Origin of the sequence: Stenotrophomonas sp. Ste86 (assembly GCF_024519465.1) — a bacterium.
GTDB lineage: Bacteria > Pseudomonadota > Gammaproteobacteria > Xanthomonadales > Xanthomonadaceae > Stenotrophomonas.
In genome coordinates this window covers 273,679-291,387 of record NZ_JALJRW010000003.1, presented here as the reverse complement: position 1 = coordinate 291,387, position 17,709 = coordinate 273,679, and the positions used below count along the sequence as shown (strand labels likewise).

The following is a 17,709-nucleotide window of genomic DNA, read 5'->3' as shown; positions in this document are numbered from 1 at the left end:
GCTCTACGCCAGCCCGTAGCGCTTCAACACCTTGCCGATACTGCGGCTGTCGGTCGCCGTTTCCGCGTGCAACCCTGCCTGCCGCGCACCGCGTACGTTGACGAACAGGTCATCGATGAACAGCGTGCGCTCGGCGCGTGCGCCAAGCAGCGTCATGGCCTGCACGAACACGGCCGGGTCCGGTTTGCGTCCACCGAGCGCGCCGCTGCACAGGATGCGCCCGTTCAAGGCCTCGGCCAGGGTGGGGAGGATGCGCGGGATGGTCTGGGCCATGAGCGCGCCGTTGTTGGTCAGGATGGCGATCGGCAGCTCATGCGCGATGCGCTCGATGCGTTCGATCACGCCTGCCTGCGGCGATGAGGCGGCAATGCGTGCGTCCTGCCATTGCGCGACGCTCACCGTGGTATCCAATGCAGCACCCAGTTGCTGCAGATACAGCGCGCTGTCCAGCCCGGCATCATGCTGTTGCTCCAGCCCACTGTCGAACAACGCCGCCTGCACCTGTGCGGCGCTGCGGCCGGTGCTGGCGGCAAGGTGACGCACGCGCAGGTGGCGCGCATGGCGCACCAGCACCCCATCGAAATCCAGCAGCAGGCAGTCCACGGCAACCGGCATCAGCAACATTCGTCCAGGTCCAGCGTCGACCGTAACCCACTCCGGGTGACCGCTGCGACATCGCGTCGCAGGTGGGCGGCCAAGCGGCTGTCTAGAATCTCCGGACTGATTGTTGGAGATCGCCGTGAAACTGCTTGCCCCCGTGTTGCTCGCCGGCCTGATGCTGGCCCCGGCTGCCCATGCCCGCGTGTGCGCGGTCAACATCGACAGCACCGACCAGATGAGCTTCAGCCAGAAGGAGATCAAGGTCGGCGCAGACTGCACGCAGGTGAAGCTGACCCTGCGCCACACCGGCAAGCTGGCCGCCACCGCGATGGGCCACAACTGGGTGCTGACCCGCAGCGCGGATTACCAGCCGGTGGCGATGGCCGGCATGCGCATGACCCCGGCCGACAGCTACCTGCCCAAGGGCGATGCACGGGTGCTGGCCCATACGGCGGTGATCGGCGGGGGGCAGAGCACCAGCGTCACCTTCGCCACGGCCAAGCTGGCCAAGGGCGGTGACTACACGTTCTTCTGCTCGTTCCCGGGCCACTTCGCGATGATGAAGGGCCGATTCGTTTTCGGCTGAGGCGTAGCTGCCGGGATGGCATGGGTAGAGCCACCCCATGGGTGGCTGCACGCAATGCCGGATCGAACAGCAGCCACGCATGGCGTGGCGCTACCGGTCGCAGAGGCTCAGCCCTTGACCACCTTGAACGCCTCGCGTGCCGCGTCGAGGGTTGCGTCGATGATGCTGTCATCGTGCGCGCTGGACATGAAGCCGGCTTCGTACGCCGACGGCGCCAGGAACACGCCGCGCTCGAGCATCGCGTGGAAGAAGGTGTTGAATGCCGTGATGTCGCAGGACGTAGCCTGCGCATAGGTCTCCACTTTCTGGTCGGTGAAGAACAGCCCGAACATGCCCCCGACCTGATTGGTGGTCACCGCCACGCCGGCGTCGGCGGCGGCGGCTTCCAGGCCGGCGCACAGGCGCGCGCTGGCGGCGCCCAGGCGGTCGTGGAAACCCGGTGCCTGCACCAGCTCCAGCATCGCCAGGCCGGCCGCCATCGCCACCGGATTGCCGCTGAGCGTACCGGCCTGGTAGATCGGGCCGGCCGGGGCGATCTGCGACATCAGGTCGGCACGGCCACCATAGGCGCCCACCGGCATGCCGCCGCCGATGATCTTGCCGAAGGTGGTCAGGTCCGGGGTGATGCCGTAGTACGCCTGCGCACCGCCGAGGGCGACGCGGAAACCGGTCATCACTTCGTCGAAGATCAGCAGCGCGCCGTACTGCGTGCACAGCGCGCGCAGGTGCTGCAGGTAGCCCTCGCGCGGCGGGATGCAGTTGGCGTTGCCGACCACCGGTTCGATGATCAGGCCGGCGATGTGCTCGCCCTGTTCGGCGAACAGCGCGGTGGCCGCGTCGACATCGTTGTAGGGCAGGGTGAGCGTGAGCTCGCTCAGGCCGGCCGGCACGCCCGGTGAGGTCGGTACGCCCAGGGTCAGCATGCCGCTGCCGGCCTTGACCAGGAACGAGTCGCCGTGGCCGTGGTAGCAGCCTTCGAACTTGACGATGCGGTTGCGGCCGGTGGCGCCGCGCGCCAGGCGGATCGCCGACAGCGTCGCTTCGGTGCCGGAGTTGACCATGCGCACCATCTCGCATGACGGGATCAGGCGGGTGAGGGTGTCAGCCATCACCACTTCGGCTTCGCACGGCGCGCCAAAGGACAGGCCGTTGTTGATCGCGTGCTTGACCGCCTGGCGCACGCTGGCATGGTTGTGGCCAACGATCATCGGGCCCCACGAACCCACGTAGTCGATGTAGCGGTTGCCGTCGACGTCGTACAGATACGGGCCATCGGCCCGCTCCACGAAGAACGGCTCGCCACCGACCGACTTGAACGCGCGCACCGGCGAGTTGACGCCGCCCGGTAGAAGCTTCTGGGCGCGGGTGAACAGGGCGTGGGACTGGTCGTGGTTCATGGGGTGTCCTGGGGTATTACGGGAACTGGGCGAGGAAGGCGCGCTGGGTGGCGACCGGGTCGGCGGCGGCGAACACGCTGCTGACTACGGCGACCAGATCGGCACCGGCCTCGATGATGGGTCCGACATTGTCCGGGCTCAGCCCGCCGATCGCCACCCGCGGCACGCCCAGTGCGGCGCTTTGCCGCAGCAGGTCGACGGTGGCGCGGCTGGAAGTGACCTTGGTGGTGGTCGGGAAGAACGCGCCGAAGGCCACGTAGCTGGCCCCGGCGGCCACGGCCCGTTCGGCATTGGCCAGCTGGTCGTAGCAGGACGCGCCGATGATGGCCTCCGGCCCGAGCAGTGCACGCGCGGCGCCGATGTCGCCATCGGTACCGCCCAGGTGCACGCCGGCAGCGCCCACGGCCTGGGCCAGCAGCGGGTCGTCGTTGATGATCAGCGGCACCCCGTGCTGGGCGCACAGCGCCTGCAGGGCGATGGCCTGGGCCTGTTTCAACGCCGTGTCGGCAGTCTTGTTGCGGTACTGCAGCCAGGTCGCGCCGGCGGCGAGCAGCGGCGCAGTGCGCGCCAGCAGCCGCGCAGTGTCGGGCTCGTCAGGCGTGATCAGGTAGACGCCACGCGGGCGTGCAGGGGAGGCTGAAGCAGGATTCATCGGTGGCTACCGGTAGCACGACGGGAGTGGGACAATGGCCATCGCCAGTTCTTGTCCAACCGTGATTATCCAATGACCGACGCCACCGCCACCACTTTCCGCACCTGGATGTGCGTTGTCTGCGGCTTCCTGTACAGGGAAGAAGAGGGCTTGCCGGAGGAGGGCATCGCGCCGGGCACCCGCTGGGAAGACATTCCCGATACGTGGACCTGCCCGGATTGCGGCGTGACCAAGGACGATTTCGAGATGGTCGAAGTCGATTGAGGGCAGCCGTGTAAATCCTTGGCCTGCAAGGGAAAGCAGCCGAGCATGGCTCGGCGCTACGCGACCAACGTCCCGGTCCCCCGGTAGTGCCGAGCCGCGCTCGGCAACCGAATCCCTCAATGCAACCGTGGCGCCCGTCCGCCGATCTCCACCAGCTGCTCGCGCACCCACTGCGCGTCGGTGGCCTGCCCATTGCGCTGCAGGTACAGGGCCAGATCGCGGTGCGCGCCGGCCTGGTAGTCCAGGTGCAGGTAGGCCAGGCCCCGATCGCGCAGGGCGTCGTCCTGTTCCGGCGCTAGCTTGAGCAGGCGATCGGCGCTGCGCGCGGCGCGGTCCCATTCGCCGCGTTCCACGTACACGCCGTGCAGGTTGCGCAGCATGCGCATCAGGATCGCGCGCGCCGGCGCTGCATCCAGAATCTGCGCCAGCACATGGTCGTCCGGGGTTTCCCCGCCCAGGTGCGAGCGCGCGCGCTCGCGCAGTTCTTCCACATCCAGCGGGCGCCCGCCGTTGAACGGGTCCATCACCAGCATTCCGTCATCGACCGGCAGCCGGACCAGGAAATGCCCCGGGAAGGACACCCCGTCCAGCGGAATGCCGAGCCGGCGCGCGACTTCCATCTGCACCAGCGCCAGCGAGATCGGGTTGCCCAGGCGGCGTTCGAATACCTGGTTGAGATAGCTGTTGCGCGGGTCGTAATACTCGCCGTGGTCGCCGCCGTAGCCGAGTTCGTCGAACAGATGGCGGTTGACCGCGGCGATCTTCAGCGGCCAATGCTCGATCGTGTCCACCTCGGTGCGCAGGTGGTCGGCATGGCTCTGCAGCAGCGCGTCGTAGACCTTCGGGTCCAGGTCGGGGTACTCGTCGCGGGCAATCAGCAGCGCGGTGGCCAACAGCGGCAACGCCTCGTCGTCCAGCTCGGCCAGTGAATCCCACGTCGGCAATGTTATCTGCCCCTGCATGGCTACAGACTGGCGACAAACGCAGCCGGTTTCAAGGGCTTCAGCGCCGGATCACGCCCGCCGGTAGAGCCGACCGTTGGTCGGCTGAGCGGGAGCGTTGAGGAGGGCCAGGGGCGGCCGACCAACGGTCGGCTCTACCCCGGGCGGGGGCGCGGTGTCAGCGGTCGGCGATGCCCGGGCCGAAGGTGATCTCGGTGCCGTCCTTCAGGCCGAGCTTTTCGGCCTGGCCGGCGTTGAGTTCGAGCACGTAGCGGGCCGGGCCGCTGCTGGGATAGGGCGGGCAGCGGTCGCCGGCCGAACACGGCGGCACGTCGCGCTGCTGGCTGACGAGGTGGCGCTGGTCGTCGAAGTACAGGATGTCCAGTGCGATCTTCGTGTTCTTCATCCAGTACGCCTGCAGCTCTTCGCGCTCGTGCAGGAAGAGCATGCCGTGGTCGGCGGGCATCTGGTCGCGGAACATCAATCCGCGTGCGCGGCTGGCGTCATCGGTGGCCAGTTCCACCTGGTAACGGGCACCGCCCAGTTCCACCCAGTGGCGGGCGCCGGTGCTGGCGCAGCCGGTCAGGGACATCAGGAGCAGCAGTGGCAGCAGGCGGATCAACGACATCGGGTCTACCTCGGAAGGAAAAAAGGCCGGCCATCGCTGGCCGGCCACGGAATCAGAACACCTTGGGCGGCTGTCCGCCGATGATCACCACATCGGCCGGGCGCCGGGCGAACAGGCCCACGCTGACCACGCCGGGCAGCTGGTTGAGCTCGCGCTCCAGCTTGACCGGATCGGTGATCTCCAGGTGGTGGATGTCCAGGATCGCATTGCCGTTGTCGGTGACCACGCCTTCGCGCCAGGCCGGCTGGCCGCCGGTCATTTCCATGATCCGGCGCGCGATCAGGCTGCGTGCCATCGGGATCACTTCCACCGGCAGCGGGAAGCGGCCAAGCACCGGCACCTGCTTGCTCGGGTCGATGATGCACACGAAGCGCTCGCTGGCCTCGGCGATGATCTTCTCGCGGGTCAGCGCGGCGCCGCCGCCCTTGATCAGGCACTTGTTGCCGTCGCACTCGTCGGCACCGTCCACGTACAGCGACAGGTTGCCGGTGTGGTTGAGTTCCATCACCTCGATGCCGTGCGACTTCAGCTGGGCGGTGCTCTGCTCCGAGCTGGACACGGTGCCCTTGATGCGGTGCTTGATACGGGCCAGGCCGTCGATGAAGTAGGCGACGGTGGAGCCGGTGCCGACCCCGACGATCATGCCGTCTTCGACGTATTCCAGGGCTTTTTCGGCAGCCAGGCGCTTGGCTTCGGACATGGCGGGAAACTCTTGAGGGAAAAGGGGATCAGTGTTTTTCCAGCGACAGCAGCAGCTTCCACTGCGCTGCGGTCACCGGCAGGATCGAGAGACGGTTGCCGCGCGCGGTCAGCGGGAAACCTTCACCCAGCGCATCGGCATGCAGCTTGATCTCGTCCAGTGAAATGGTGTCGTGCAGTTTGCGCTCGAAGGCCACGTCCACCAGCATCCAGCGCGGTTCTTCGCGGGTGGCCTTGGGGTCGTAGTAGTCGGATTTCGGGTTGAATTGGGTATCGTCCGGGTAGGCCTCGCTGGCCACGGTGGCGATCCCCACGATGCCCGGCACCTTGGTGTTGGAGTGGTAGAACAGCACACCATCGCCGACCTTCATGCCGTCGCGCATGAAGTTGCGCGCCTGGTAGTTGCGCACGCCATTCCAGGGCTCACGGCCCACGCGCTGCAGATCATCGATGGAAAAGGCGTCCGGTTCGGACTTCATCAGCCAGTAGCGCTTGCGTGCGGTCATCCGTCTATCTGTCTATCGCGGGAGGTACCGGCCATCGGCCGGCACGGGAACAAGGGTGGTGGTCGCTTCGGTGCAGATCGCATCCACCGCGACGTCCCAGGGCTGCACCGGCAGGTCATCGACCTGCTGGACCGAGAAGCCGACCCCGACCAGCCACGGCGGGGCCGGGCGCTGGTGGCGGAATGCGAAGCTGCGATCATACCAGCCGCCTCCCATCCCAAGGCGCCGGCCCAGCGCATCGAAGCCGACCAGTGGGGCGACCACCAGCGCCATCTGCTCCGGGGCCAGCGTGGCCTCGGGCGCGAGATCGGGTTCGGGAATGCCGTAGCGGTTGCTGGTCAGTGCCTGGCCGGGGCGCCAGGGCGCAAACCGCAGGGTGTCGCCGGCCAGGATCGGCAGGCAGTACTGCAGCGCTGGCGGCAACTGCATCTGCCAGCGGTGCAGCGCGATCTCGCCATCCATCGCCCAGTAGCCGGCAACGAAGCCCTGGGTGGGTGCGAACGGAAGCTGGAGCAGGCCTTCGGCCAGTTGCTCGGCCGCGGCCAGACGCTGCGCGGCGGGGATGTCTCGGCGGCGTTGGCGCAACTGCTGGCGCAGTGCGGAGCGCGGGTCGGTCATGCCTGGGTCCGGGGCGTGGTGCGGGCGCGGATAAAACAAGAGCGACGTCCCGAAGGGGCGTCGCTCTTGCAGGAAGACTGCATTCTCCGCGGTGACGATGCGTGCGAAACGACCTTGAACCCGGGGTTCAAGTGGGTACGCTGGGACTCCTTCGGGCTTCCCGCTACAAGGCGGACTTGCACTCCCGGCGCCGTCGCGCACCCGTGGTCGTAATTAAGGGACAAGGCGAATGTTTGCACACGCCGTCGTTCACAGCAGAGAACGCGTCGCCATTATAGCCAAGCACGCGCCGGGCGATAGGCCGTTCGTCGGTCCGATTGCAGGGAAATTCAGATCGATGACGACGATGCGATGGCCGCGTGCAATGAAACATCGCGTGGAACCCCGTAGAGCCGACCGTTGGTCGGCTGCTCACGCCCACGTGCCAATGATCCCGGTAGAGCCGACCGTTGGTCGGCTGCTCACGCCCCGTCGATCGCCCGGTCCAGCCGCCGGTTCAGATCGGCCAGCGTCTGCTGCAGGGCGACGCCTTGGCGCGCATGTTCATCGCGCAGCTGCTGCAGTTCGTGGGCCAGGTTCAACGCGGCCAGCACGGCCACCCGGTCCACGGCAGCCATCCGGTTGCTGCCGCGGATCTCGCGCATCTTCGCGTCCAGCAGGCGCGCGGCGGCGGTGAGGATCTCGCGTTCCTCCGCGCCCACGCCCACGGTGTATTCACGGTCCAGGATGCGGACACTGACCGGTTCGGTCTGGCTCATGTGTGCTGCTCCAGGGACTTGAGGCGGGTGATCATCGCTTCGACCCGGGAGCGGGCCTGTTCGTTCTTGGCCAGCAGCTGGGAGCGCTCGGCCACCAGTTGTTCCTGCTGGTGGCGCAGGCTGCGGTTTTCCTCGGCCAGGCGCTGGTTGCGCTCCAGCAACGCCTCCACCCGGGCGGCGAAGGCCTGCAATTGGGTGATGGCGTCGGAAGGTTCCATGACCGGCACGATAGGCAAGGGCGGTGGAGGCGGTCAAGCGAATAATGACGGGGCCTGCGGCGGCTGGCCCCCGGTCCCGGTCGGTAGCGCCCCGCGCGGCGATCACGACCCGATGCGGGCGGGCGGATTGCTACACTGTGAGGCTGCCAGAGCGCCGCCTACCGGGGCTGCTGGCACCTTTTTCCGATCGAGCCCCAAGATGACCGAACTTCCGAGTGTCGATGACGTAAACCAGGCCAGCCAGGCGTTGGGCCTGGGCGCCACTGCCGCCGAACTGCATGGTGGCCTGTGCGGCTGGCTGTCCGCGGGCGGTGCGCCGGTGCGTGAGTGGCCGGCGCGGGTGCTGGCCGACGACAACCTGCCGCTGCCGACCGACGGCGATGCGCTGTCGCGGCTGCTGAGCGCCAGCGTGGCGCAGCTGGAGGATCGCGACTTCGCCTTCGAACTGCTGCTGAGCGATGACGCCGATACCGCCGCGCAGGCCGATGCGCTGTTCACCTGGGCGCGGGCGTTCCTGGGTGGCTTCGGTCTGGGCGCGGGTGGTCAGCGTCCGCCGCTGTCCGAAGAGGGCGAAGAAGCCCTGAGTGACCTGGCCAAGCTGGCCCAGGCCTCCAGCGAAGACTTCGAAAGCGGCAACGATGACGACGAAGACGCGCTGGCCGAGATCGAAGAGTTCGTCCGCGTGGCGGTCCTGCTGCTGCACGGCGACTGCGTGATGGCGGCACGTCACCGGCAGCGCCTGAACTGAGATGGATATCCGGCAGCTGACCGGCATCTCCGCCGCCGAATACGCCCGTCGCCGCCGCCAGTTGATGGAGATGGCCGGCGACGATGCGATCCTGGTGCTGCCGGCCGCGTCCGAGCGGGTGCGCAGCCTGGACACGCATTATCCGTTCCGCCAGGACTCCGATTTCTGGTACCTCAGCGGCTTCCCGGAGCCGGACGCGGTGCTGGTGCTGATCCCGGGCCGGCGCCATGGCGAGGTGATCCTGTTCTGTCGCGAGCGCGATGCCGGTCGCGAGGCCTGGGATGGCGCGCGCGCCGGCCAGGAAGGCGCGGTGTCGCAGTACGGGATGGACGATGCGTACCCGATCGACGATCTGGACGAGATCCTGCCCGGGCTGCTGGAAGGGCGCTCGCGGGTGTACTACCACTTCGGGCGCGATGCCGACTTCGACCTCAAGCTGATCGGCTGGGTCAACCAGGTACGCGCGCAGGTCCGCCACGGCGCGCAGCCGCCGCATGAATTCCTGGAACTGGGCCACCTGCTGCACGAGCAGCGGCTGTTCAAGTCCAGCGCCGAGATCGCGTTGATGCAGCGTGCTGCCGACATCAGCGTGCAGGCGCACGCGGTGGCGATGCGCGTGGCCCGGCCGGGCATCCACGAGTACGAGCTGCAGGCCGATCTGGAACGGGAGTTCCGCGCCAACGATGCGTGCGCGGCCTACAGCAGCATCGTGGGCACCGGCGCCAACGGCTGCATCCTGCATTACCGCGACAACAGCGCGCGTTCGCGCGATGGCGACCTGGTGCTGATCGATGCCGGTGCCGAGTACCGCGGCTACGCCAGCGACATCACCCGCACCTTCCCGGTGAACGGCCGTTTCAGTGCGGAGCAGCGCGCGCTGCACGACCTGGTCGGCGCGGCGCAGGCGGCGGCGCTGGCCCAGGCGCAGCCGGGCATTGCCTATGAGGCTGGTCACCTGGCCGCGGTGCAGACCCTGACCGAAGGCCTGCTGCGGCTGGGACTGCTGAAGGGCACGTTGGAAGAGAACATCGCCGAAGGTCACTACCAGCGTTTCTACCGGCACAAGACCGGACACTGGCTGGGGCTGGACGTGCACGACGTGGGCGATTACCGCCTGGCCGGCGACTCGCGCATGCTGGAGCCGGGCATGGTGTTCACCATCGAGCCGGGTCTGTACGTGTCCGCTGACGACCGCGGCGTGGAAGCGCGTTGGCGCGGCATCGGCATTCGTACCGAGGACGACGTGTTGATCACCGAGGACGGCCACCGGGTGCTGACCGCGGCGTTGGCGCGCAGCGCCGATGAGATTGAAGAGGCGATGGCCTCGCGCTGACGGCACTACCGGGCGTGTTCGCGGTTCCTGCGCGCGGGTAGAGCCACCCCATGGGTGGCTGCGCGCGATGCCGGATTCAGGAGCAGCCACCCATGGGGTGGCGCTACGCGGGTCATGCGGCACGGTGGTCCCGGCCACTGGCCGGGACCCATCCCTCAATCGGCGGCCGCGAATGCCGGGCGGGTCAGGTTGTCGGCGTCGGCCTCGGTGCACAGCACCTCGTCTTCGATGCGGATGCCGCCGTAGGGCCGGAAGAAATCGACCCGCGCCCAGTCGATGCTGTCGCCGTTGCCGGCCTGCTTCACTTCGTCCAGCAGCATGTCGATGAAGTACACGCCCGGCTCGATGGTGACCACCATCCCCGGTTCCAGCACGCGGGTCAGGCGCAGGTAGGGGTGGCCCTGCGGGCGCTCGATGCGGCCGCCGCGGTCGCTGGCGGCGAAGCCGGCGACGTCGTGCACCTGCAGGCCGATCAAGTGGCCCAGCCCGTGCGGGAAGAAGGCTGCGCTGACGCCGGTGGCCAGCGCCGCTTCCGGCGACACCTTGAGCACGCCGAAGTCCTTGAGGATGCCCATCAGCGACAGGTGCGCGTCCACGTGCAGCTGCTTGTAGTCCACGCCGGCCCGTACGCCGGCCGCCATCTGCTGCTGGGCGGCGTCGACCGCGTCGATCATCGCCTGGAACTCGTCGTGCCCGGCGGCCGCGTAGGTGCGGGTGATGTCGCTGGCGTAGCCGTAGGCACTGGCGCCGGCATCGATCAGGAAGCTGCGCAGCGGCGTCGGCGCGCTGCGGCCGAGGTCGGTGTAATGCAGCACGGCGGCATGTTCGTTGAGACCGATGATGTTGCCGTAGGGCAACTCATTGGCGTCCTGGCCGACCGCGGCGCAGTAGGCCATGTGGATCTCGAACTCGCTGGCGCCGGCACGGAACGCAGCATCGGCGGCGCGGTGACCGCGCACGCCCAGGCGCTGGGCCTGGCGCATCAGGGCGATTTCGTACGGGGTCTTGTAGCCACGCTGCCAATCCAGGTAGTGCAGCACCGGCTCGGGATTGTTCGGCACGAAGGCGCCCAGCGTGCTTTGCGGCTCGCCCAGGATCGCGCACCGCGCCGGGTCCTTGGGCAGCAGCGCCAGCGCCTGCTCGGCGGTGCGGATGATCTCGATGTCGACGTGTTCCACCCACCAGCCGTTGGGCGCGTCGGGCACCACGTGCCAGTAATCGAACGGCTGGAAGAAGATCACCTTCGGGCGCTGGCCCGGGGTGTACACCAGCCAGCTGTTGGGCAGCTTGGTCAGCGGCAGCCAGGCCTTGAAGTTCGGGTTGACCGCGTACGGGTAGTCGCGGTCATCGAACACCTGGTAGTGCTGGGTGCCGCTGGGGACCACCAGATGATCGAAGCCGCCGCGTGCCAGCGCTTCGTCGGCGCGCTGGCGCAGCACGCTGACGTGGTGGGAATACAGGGCGCCGAGGTCTGGCTGGTTCATCGCGGGGGCTCGTTCGACAGTGCGGAATGCAGCCCCTGATTCTGCCGCAATCGGCTCCGGCGCGCTGTGCCGGAACCGGCACTCAGACCGCCGAAGTTTCCTGCGCGATCCACTCGCGCAGCTGCTCGCGGTGCTCGCGGCTGAGGGTGAGGAAGCGGAAACCCACCCAGGCCTGGCCCGGTGCGTGGGTCTGCTCGCTCCACAGCAGGTGCGCGCCCACGTCCAGCGCCAGCCGCTGGCCCTGCGGCCCGGGGATGGCGAACTGCAGCTGGTACAGCGCGTCGTCGTGCATGGGCACCGAGGCCAGCATCAGCATGCCGGTCTCGGAGACATTGCCCAGCCGACCGACCACGCACTCGGCCAGCATGTCGGTGACCGGGACCAGTTCGGCGACCTGACGGCGCGGGGCGCGGCGGGTATCGGTGTCGGTGTCGGTACTCATTGCGCGCTCTCCACGGCGGGGCCGGTGCCGGCCAGCGAACGCAGCGTGCGCAGCGTGGCCTGCCAGGCACGGTCGATCAGGCGGCTCTTGTCCTCGCTGACGATCCGCACCTGGCCATGCGCCATCAGCCGCGCCAGCGCATCCAGCGAATGCTCGCCGACCTTCTGTCCACGTGGATTGACGAACAGCGCATTGTCGGTGAGCAGGCTGTACCAGGACAGGCGCTGCCGGCGCAGGTCGCCCTGCTGGTTGGTGGTGAACTCGAACCAGGTGCCGAATGGCAGCGTGCGCAGCTGTCGGTAGCAGTCTTCCTCGGCGACGGTGCGTGCCAGCGGTGCCACCTTGCGCGCTTCGTTGCCTTCGGCCTGTTCGCCCAGGCGCGTGCGGGCGCGGATGCGCGCGGTCAGTTCGGTGCGTGAACTGCTGTCGTCCTCACCGCCGGGGGTGGACAGGCGGCGGGCGATCGCCGCCGCTTCGTCCTGGTGGTAGCCGACCTGGGTCAGTGCGGTTTCGACCTGGCCGCCGAGTTCGGTATCGCAGGCCTCGGTGCCCGGTGGCAGGCAGGTGACCTCGGCGATGCGCGCGGTTTCCTGTTCGCGCTGCTGCCACTGTTCGGAGCCTTCGCCGTGGCGCAGCAGGGTCAGGGTGAGCACGTCCGACCAGGCCTGCTTGAGCAGCGACTGCACGAAGCGCGGCGGCGCGGCCTGGGCACACAGCTGTTCGATGCTGGCACCGGCCTGCTGCTTGGCCGCCTCCAGCCGCTCCTTGCCGCGTGCGGCTTCCACGTGGCGGCGCTCGGCCAGTTCGGCCTTGTGCGCCAGCGCGCGGAAGTGCTGCTGGATCTCTTCGTTGGCGGTGTCGAACACCGCCGCGTCGCCCTGGTAATCGTTGACCACCTGGTCGACCGCGCGGCCCAGCTTCTGCACCAGCTGCGGATCGACGTCCTCCTCGCCCAGCCAGTTGGCACCGGCTTCTGCCACGGCGTTGAGCAGTTCACGGGCCGGGTGCTGGTCACGTACGAAGAACGCCGGATCGGACAACGCCGCGCGCGCCACGGGCACCTGCAAGCGGGCCAGCAGGTCGGCGGCGACCGCATCGGGGCGCACTTCACGCTGGATCTGCCCGTACAGCATGTCCAGCAGGTCGAAGGTGTCGTTGTCCTTGACCGTCAAGGCGGCCTGCGCGCCATGGTCGGCGCGCATCTGCGCCAACAGGGCGTTGTGCAGGTCGGCCATGCTGCGCCGCGCGCTGCCGCTGCCCACGGCCTGCGCCTGCAGCTTGGCCAGGGTGGCATGCACGGTCTCGGTGGCCACGGCGACCGGGGAGGGCGCTGGCGAGGAAGACGTGGGCGACGCTGGCGTGGTCGCCGCGCCGTCACCGTCGGCAGCGCTGTGGGTATCGCCAGTGCCAGTGCCAGAGCCAGAGCCAGAGCCAGAGCCCGTGCCGGTACTGCCAGCGGCCTGCCCCACGGCGCCGGCAGTGGCGCCGGCAACATCGCTGCCGCTGGTTTGCCGCGCCGCGCTGAGCAACTGGTGCAGCGCCGACATCGCCGGGGCGGACAGGTCCTGCGCAGCGCCTGTCGCGGCCTCCTTGGGCATCTGCATGGGAGCGGTGGACGCAGGGGGCGTGGCCGCCGGACGCAGCGAGGCGGGCAGGGCGCCCATCGCCTCGCTCGTCATCGCCGCCCAGCTGCCGCTGCTGGCCGAGCCGCTCCAGCCGGTGAGCGGACGGGTGACCTTGCCACCTTCGCGCGGGGGGGCGTTGCGCTCCGGCCCGGTGACGATGCGACGGGTGGTCGCCGAGCGTGCCAGGTACGGGGTGTAGACCAGTCCCGGCAGGATGCCTTCGTGGCCGAGCAGGATGTTGGCGCGTTCCAGCAGCTCGCCGAGCCGGTCGATCAGCTGGCGGTCGAACACCCGGTACAGCGCCAGCTGGGTTTCCATGCCCAGGTCGAAGCGTTCGCCCAGCCCACGCACGATCCCGCACAGCACCTGCGGGCCGAACGGCAGGTCCTCGACATCGAAGGCCGGCCCGGCGGCAAGCACGCCGAAGCGCTGCCCGAGCAGCTGCAGCGCACTGGCCGAGCGCTGGGTCTCGCGGCGGATGATGTCCACCAGCACGATGTCACGGTCGATGTCGGTGTCGGCCACCAGGGTCAGCGTGGTGGCGGTCATCGCCGCTGCAGGCGTTGCCGGGGCGTGGCGGATACGCGGCTCGCGCAGCCCGGCCAGGGCGGTGGCCAGTTCCTCCAGGAAGCGCGGGGCGAACTGCGCGTTGACCTCGTGCAGGCGGCGGGCCTGGGCGTAGATGTCGGCCTGGATCTGGCTGTTGTGCGCGCGTTCGGCCTCGCGGAACAGCTCGCGTTCCAGCTCCACGATGGTCAGCTTGAGCGGGTTGGCCAGGGTCTGTGCCGCCAGCGCGTGCAGGGCGGCGAGCAGCCGGCGCACGCGCGGCGGCGCGGCCACGCTGGCGAAACGGGCCGGATCGGGCTGGGACGTTGAAGGTGCGGACGCAGACATCCGTTGTAGTTCCGGCTCCCCTGAGAGCACAGAATCTAACGTTTTCGCCCTGTCACCGCCAGAAGGGATACCCCGACAGCGTGGCGCCGGCCGTGGGTCGGCTGCTTTGCATGGCGTTGGCGGGCTGGATCACGTGGGCTGATCGGGGGCCGCTGACCGACAGGGGCCGACCAGCGGCAGGCAATCAAGAGCAGGATCAAGAGCAGGATCAAGAGCAGCCGACCAACGGTCGGCTCTACGGGAGGAACAGTTCGACCACGTCGTTGGTGAAGCGCCGGCCCAGTTCGGTGGGCCGGGCATGCTCGCCGTCGAGCGTCATCCAGCCACGCGCGATGGCGGCCTGCAGCGGCGCGGCGATGCTCGCACGCGCCAGCCCGGTGCGCGATTCGAAGTCCTTCAGGGTGAAGCCTTCATGCAGGCGCAGCAGGTTGAGCATGTACTCGAACGGCAGGCGCGGTGCATCGATGATGTCATCGCCGCCGATCGCCGCCGGGCTGCCGGCGGCGTCCATGAAGGTCTGCGGGTGCTTGTGCTTCCAGCGGCGCAGCACGTGCTGTTCGGCGCCACTGCTGATCTTGCCGTGCGCGCCCGCGCCGATCCCCAGGTAATCGCCGAAGCGCCAGTAGTTGAGGTTGTGCGCGCTCTGCCGGCCCGGCCTGGCGTAGGCGCTGACTTCGTACTGGGCGTAGCCGGCGTTGGCGAGCAGGGCCTGGCAATGCTCCTGGATGTCCCACGCCGAATCCTCGTCGGGGATGCCCTGCGGCGGCTTTGCGAAGAACACCGTGTTCGGTTCCAGGGTGAGCTGGTAGTGCGACAGATGCGTGGGCTGCAGCGCGAAGGCACGCTCCAGATCATGTTCGGCCTGCGCAAGCGTCTGCTGCGGCAGCGCATACATCAGATCGATGTTGAAGTTGTCGTAGCCGGCGTCCTGCGCCAGCTTCACCGCGCGCTCGGCTTCGCCACTGTCGTGGATGCGGCCCAGGCGCTTGAGTGCCTCGTCGTTGAAGGTCTGGATGCCGAAGCTGATCCGGTTCACCCCGGCAGCGCGGTAGCGGTCGAAGCGACCGTGCTCGGCGGTGCCCGGGTTGGTCTCCAGGGTCACCTCCAGGTTCGGTGCGAAGCGCAGCCGGGCCGAGGCCGCCTGCAGGAAGCGGTCGATCGCTTCCGGCGGGAACAGGCTGGGCGTGCCGCCGCCGAAGAACACGCTGCTCACCACCCGGCCCCAGACCAGCGGCAGGTCCTGGTCCAGGTCGCGGATCAACGCGTCGATGTAGGCCTCGAACGGCAGTTCACCCTTGGCCGCGTGCGAATTGAAATCGCAGTACGGGCATTTGCGCACGCACCACGGCAGGTGCACGTATAGCGACAACGGCGGCGGAATCAGCCGCAGTTCGTGCGCGTGGTCGTGATCGCCGGCGCAGTGTTCGCCGGGCAGGTGGTCGCAATGGTCGTGTGGCTGCGGCATGGCATTCAAGGGTCGTGCCGGCCGCTGGCCGGCGTTCCAGACATCATCAGGGTAGGCATCAAAGCAAGGCGGGCAGCTTCTGCCTGAGCAGTTGCAGGGCGATGGCGCGATGGCTGATGGCGTTCTTCCGCGCCGGTTCCATTTCCGCCGCGGTCAGGCCGAGCGCGGGGTCCAGGAATACCGGGTTGTACCCGAAGCCATGGCTGCCACGCAGCTCGTCCAGGATCACCCCTTCCCAGCTGCCTTCGCAGATCAGCGGCTGCGGGTCGTTGGCGTGGCGCAGCAGCACGAGCACCGCATAGAAGCGTGCGGTCCTGCGCTCGGCCGGCACGTCGCGCATCGCCTCCAGCAGCTTGGCGTTGTTGGCCGCATCGTCGGTCGGGCTGCCGGCATAGCGCGCGCTGTAAAGGCCGGGCGCGCCATCGAGCGCATCGACGATCAGGCCCGAGTCGTCGGCCAGCGCCGGCAGGCCGGTGCTCTTGCAGGCGTGGCGGGCCTTGATCAGCGCGTTCTCGACGAAGGTCAGTCCGGTTTCCGGCACATCGCTCACGCCCAGCTCGCCCTGCGCCACGATCTGCAGCGGCAGGTCGCCGAGCATGGCCTGCAGTTCCTTGAGTTTGCCGGCGTTGCCGCTGGCCAGGACCAGTTTCATCCTTTCGCCTCCAGCAGGTCCCAGGTGTTGCCATAGAGGTCGCGGAACACCGCGACGGTCGCGTAAACCTCTTCGCGCGGGGTTTCGAGGAATTCGACGCCCTGCGCGGTCATGGCGGCGTGGTCGCGCCAGAAGTCGTCGGTGTTCAGGAAGAAGCCAACCCGGCCACCGGTCTGGTTGCCGATCCGCGTGCGCTGTTCCTCGGTGCTGGCGCGGGCCAGCAACAGGGACGCGGCACTGCCGTCGGTCGGCCCGACCACCACCCAGCGCTTGTCGCCCTGGTCGATGTCATCGATCAAGGTGAAGCCGAGCTTGGCGGTGTACCAGGCGATGGCCTCGTCGTAATCGGCCACCACCAGGGTGGTCAGGGCGATGCGGCGGTTCATGCAGACGCCAGGGCGGCCTGCTGTGCCGCGAACAGGTCCTTGATGCCCTTCTCGGCCAGCAGCAGCAGCGCGTCCAGTTCATCGCGACGGAAGGCATGGCCTTCGGCGGTGCCCTGAAGTTCGATGAAGCCGCCGCCGTCGTTCATGACCACGTTCATGTCGGTGTCGCAGTCGCTGTCTTCGGCGTAATCCAGGTCCAGCACCGGCGTGCCGCGGTACACGCCCACCGACACCGCCGCGACCGCGCCGAAGATCGGGTTGCGCTTGATGTCGCCGCGCTTGAGCAGGAAGTTGACCGCATCGACCAGGGCCACGTAGGCACCGGTGATCGCCGCGGTACGGGTGCCGCCGTCGGCCTGCAGCACGTCGCAGTCCAGGGTGATGGTGCGCTCGCCCAGGGCGCCGCGGTCGATGCAGGCGCGCAGCGTGCGGCCGATCAGGCGCTGGATTTCCAGGGTGCGGCCGCCCTGCTTGCCCCGCGCCGCTTCGCGGTCGTTGCGGGTGTGGGTGGAGCGCGGCAGCATGCCGTACTCGGCGGTGACCCAGCCTTCACCCTTGCCGCGCAGGAAGCCCGGCACGCGGTTTTCCACGCTGGCGGTGCACAGCACGCGGGTTTCACCGAAGCTGACCAACACCGAGCCCTCGGCGTGGCGGGTGAAGGCGCGTTCGATGCGCACTTCGCGCAGCTGGTCGGCCTGGCGGCCGCTGGGACGGGAATCGGACATGCTTGGCTTCCGGTAAGTCAGGGGATGCAGGACCGCGCCCGGACCGGAGGACCGGCAGGCGAGGAGGTCGCAAGGAGACCGCTAGGGT

At 68.4% G+C, this 17,709-nt stretch carries 21 protein-coding genes and 1 other RNA gene; 4 read left to right on the top strand and 18 right to left on the bottom strand.

Annotation, left to right across the window (positions count from 1 at the left end):
- Positions 1-3 precede the first annotated feature (3 nt).
- Entirely contained in the window at positions 4-615 is a 612-nt protein-coding gene (locus NR101_RS05145) for an HAD-IA family hydrolase (protein ID WP_256776074.1), read from the bottom strand.
- A 124-nt stretch (positions 616-739) separates the two neighbouring features.
- Here NR101_RS05145 and azu point away from each other — a divergent pair, with 124 nt between their 5' ends.
- Positions 740-1,186, top strand: coding sequence for an azurin (gene azu / locus NR101_RS05140; protein WP_256776018.1), 447 nt, complete (start codon positions 740-742; stop codon positions 1,184-1,186).
- 107 nt (positions 1,187-1,293) lie between these two features.
- Here the strand turns inward: azu and hemL are convergent, their stop codons facing one another.
- Together hemL and thiE are read right to left on the bottom strand one after the other, a co-directional pair.
- Complete coding sequence (gene hemL / locus NR101_RS05135) at positions 1,294-2,583, bottom strand: glutamate-1-semialdehyde 2,1-aminomutase (RefSeq protein WP_256776019.1); 1,290 nt, start codon at positions 2,581-2,583, stop codon at positions 1,294-1,296.
- A 16-nt stretch (positions 2,584-2,599) separates the two neighbouring features.
- Positions 2,600-3,235 (bottom strand): thiamine phosphate synthase, encoded by a 636-nt coding sequence (gene thiE, locus NR101_RS05130; protein WP_256776020.1) that lies wholly within the window; start codon positions 3,233-3,235, stop codon positions 2,600-2,602.
- 72 nt (positions 3,236-3,307) lie between these two features.
- Between thiE and NR101_RS05125 the strand changes: the two genes are divergently transcribed.
- Positions 3,308-3,499: a rubredoxin gene (locus NR101_RS05125; protein ID WP_256776021.1), complete on the top strand. Its 192-nt coding sequence runs from the start codon at positions 3,308-3,310 to the stop codon at positions 3,497-3,499.
- Between the two features lie 116 nt (positions 3,500-3,615).
- On the opposite strand, the gene NR101_RS05120 is transcribed toward NR101_RS05125, so the two are convergent.
- The 8 genes from NR101_RS05120 to NR101_RS05085 form a co-directional block, all read right to left on the bottom strand.
- Positions 3,616-4,461: a tetratricopeptide repeat protein gene (locus NR101_RS05120; protein WP_256776022.1), complete on the bottom strand. Its 846-nt coding sequence runs from the start codon at positions 4,459-4,461 to the stop codon at positions 3,616-3,618.
- Between the two features lie 157 nt (positions 4,462-4,618).
- Positions 4,619-5,068 carry a DUF192 domain-containing protein gene (locus tag NR101_RS05115; RefSeq protein ID WP_256776023.1) on the bottom strand — a complete coding sequence of 150 codons (450 nt, stop codon included), beginning with the start codon at positions 5,066-5,068 and terminating at the stop codon, positions 4,619-4,621.
- 52 nt (positions 5,069-5,120) lie between these two features.
- Entirely contained in the window at positions 5,121-5,768 is a 648-nt protein-coding gene (gene rpiA / locus NR101_RS05110) for a ribose-5-phosphate isomerase RpiA (protein WP_256776024.1), read from the bottom strand.
- Between the two features lie 28 nt (positions 5,769-5,796).
- Positions 5,797-6,273 (bottom strand): EVE domain-containing protein, encoded by a 477-nt coding sequence (locus NR101_RS05105; protein WP_256776025.1) that lies wholly within the window; start codon positions 6,271-6,273, stop codon positions 5,797-5,799.
- Between the two features lie 12 nt (positions 6,274-6,285).
- Positions 6,286-6,891: a 5-formyltetrahydrofolate cyclo-ligase gene (locus NR101_RS05100; RefSeq protein ID WP_256776026.1), complete on the bottom strand. Its 606-nt coding sequence runs from the start codon at positions 6,889-6,891 to the stop codon at positions 6,286-6,288.
- A 79-nt stretch (positions 6,892-6,970) separates the two neighbouring features.
- Positions 6,971-7,155: non-coding RNA, 6S RNA (gene ssrS / locus NR101_RS05095), on the bottom strand.
- Between the two features lie 197 nt (positions 7,156-7,352).
- The gene (locus tag NR101_RS05090; protein WP_256776027.1) at positions 7,353-7,649 is read right to left on the bottom strand and encodes a cell division protein ZapA; all 297 of its coding nucleotides are present in this window, start codon (positions 7,647-7,649) and stop codon (positions 7,353-7,355) included.
- Entirely contained in the window at positions 7,646-7,867 is a 222-nt protein-coding gene (locus NR101_RS05085; protein ID WP_038686482.1) for a TIGR02449 family protein, read from the bottom strand. Before NR101_RS05085 ends, NR101_RS05090 begins: the two co-directional genes overlap by 4 nt.
- Before the next feature lie 199 nt (positions 7,868-8,066).
- On the opposite strand from NR101_RS05085, the gene NR101_RS05080 reads away from it, so the two are divergent.
- Both NR101_RS05080 and NR101_RS05075 read left to right on the top strand, forming a co-directional pair.
- Positions 8,067-8,615 carry a UPF0149 family protein gene (locus NR101_RS05080; RefSeq protein ID WP_256776028.1) on the top strand — a complete coding sequence of 183 codons (549 nt, stop codon included), beginning with the start codon at positions 8,067-8,069 and terminating at the stop codon, positions 8,613-8,615.
- 7 nt (positions 8,616-8,622) lie between these two features.
- Positions 8,623-9,948 (top strand): aminopeptidase P N-terminal domain-containing protein, encoded by a 1,326-nt coding sequence (locus NR101_RS05075; protein ID WP_256776075.1) that lies wholly within the window; start codon positions 8,623-8,625, stop codon positions 9,946-9,948.
- A gap of 155 nt (positions 9,949-10,103) precedes the next feature.
- Here the strand turns inward: NR101_RS05075 and pepQ are convergent, their stop codons facing one another.
- The 7 genes from pepQ to rph all read right to left on the bottom strand — a co-directional run bounded on the left by pepQ (position 10,104) and on the right by rph (position 17,621).
- Entirely contained in the window at positions 10,104-11,432 is a 1,329-nt protein-coding gene (pepQ, locus tag NR101_RS05070; protein WP_256776029.1) for a Xaa-Pro dipeptidase, read from the bottom strand.
- Positions 11,433-11,514: 82 nt separating this feature from the next.
- The gene (locus NR101_RS05065) at positions 11,515-11,874 is read right to left on the bottom strand and encodes a PilZ domain-containing protein (protein WP_256776030.1); all 360 of its coding nucleotides are present in this window, start codon (positions 11,872-11,874) and stop codon (positions 11,515-11,517) included.
- Positions 11,871-14,393, bottom strand: coding sequence for a DUF1631 domain-containing protein (locus NR101_RS05060; RefSeq protein ID WP_256776031.1), 2,523 nt, complete (start codon positions 14,391-14,393; stop codon positions 11,871-11,873). The genes NR101_RS05065 and NR101_RS05060 overlap by 4 nt, the downstream gene beginning before the upstream one ends.
- A gap of 235 nt (positions 14,394-14,628) precedes the next feature.
- Positions 14,629-15,858, bottom strand: a complete 1,230-nt coding sequence (gene hemW / locus NR101_RS05055) for a radical SAM family heme chaperone HemW (protein WP_256776032.1) — start codon at positions 15,856-15,858, stop codon at positions 14,629-14,631.
- A gap of 58 nt (positions 15,859-15,916) precedes the next feature.
- A complete protein-coding gene (gene rdgB, locus NR101_RS05050; RefSeq protein WP_256776033.1) occupies positions 15,917-16,510 on the bottom strand; it encodes an RdgB/HAM1 family non-canonical purine NTP pyrophosphatase in 594 nt (197 codons plus the stop codon).
- Complete coding sequence (locus NR101_RS05045; protein ID WP_256776034.1) at positions 16,507-16,896, bottom strand: VOC family protein; 390 nt, start codon at positions 16,894-16,896, stop codon at positions 16,507-16,509. The genes rdgB and NR101_RS05045 overlap by 4 nt, the downstream gene beginning before the upstream one ends.
- Positions 16,893-17,621 (bottom strand): ribonuclease PH, encoded by a 729-nt coding sequence (rph, locus tag NR101_RS05040; protein WP_256776035.1) that lies wholly within the window; start codon positions 17,619-17,621, stop codon positions 16,893-16,895. The genes NR101_RS05045 and rph overlap by 4 nt, the downstream gene beginning before the upstream one ends.
- Between the last annotated feature and the right edge of the window lie 88 nt (positions 17,622-17,709).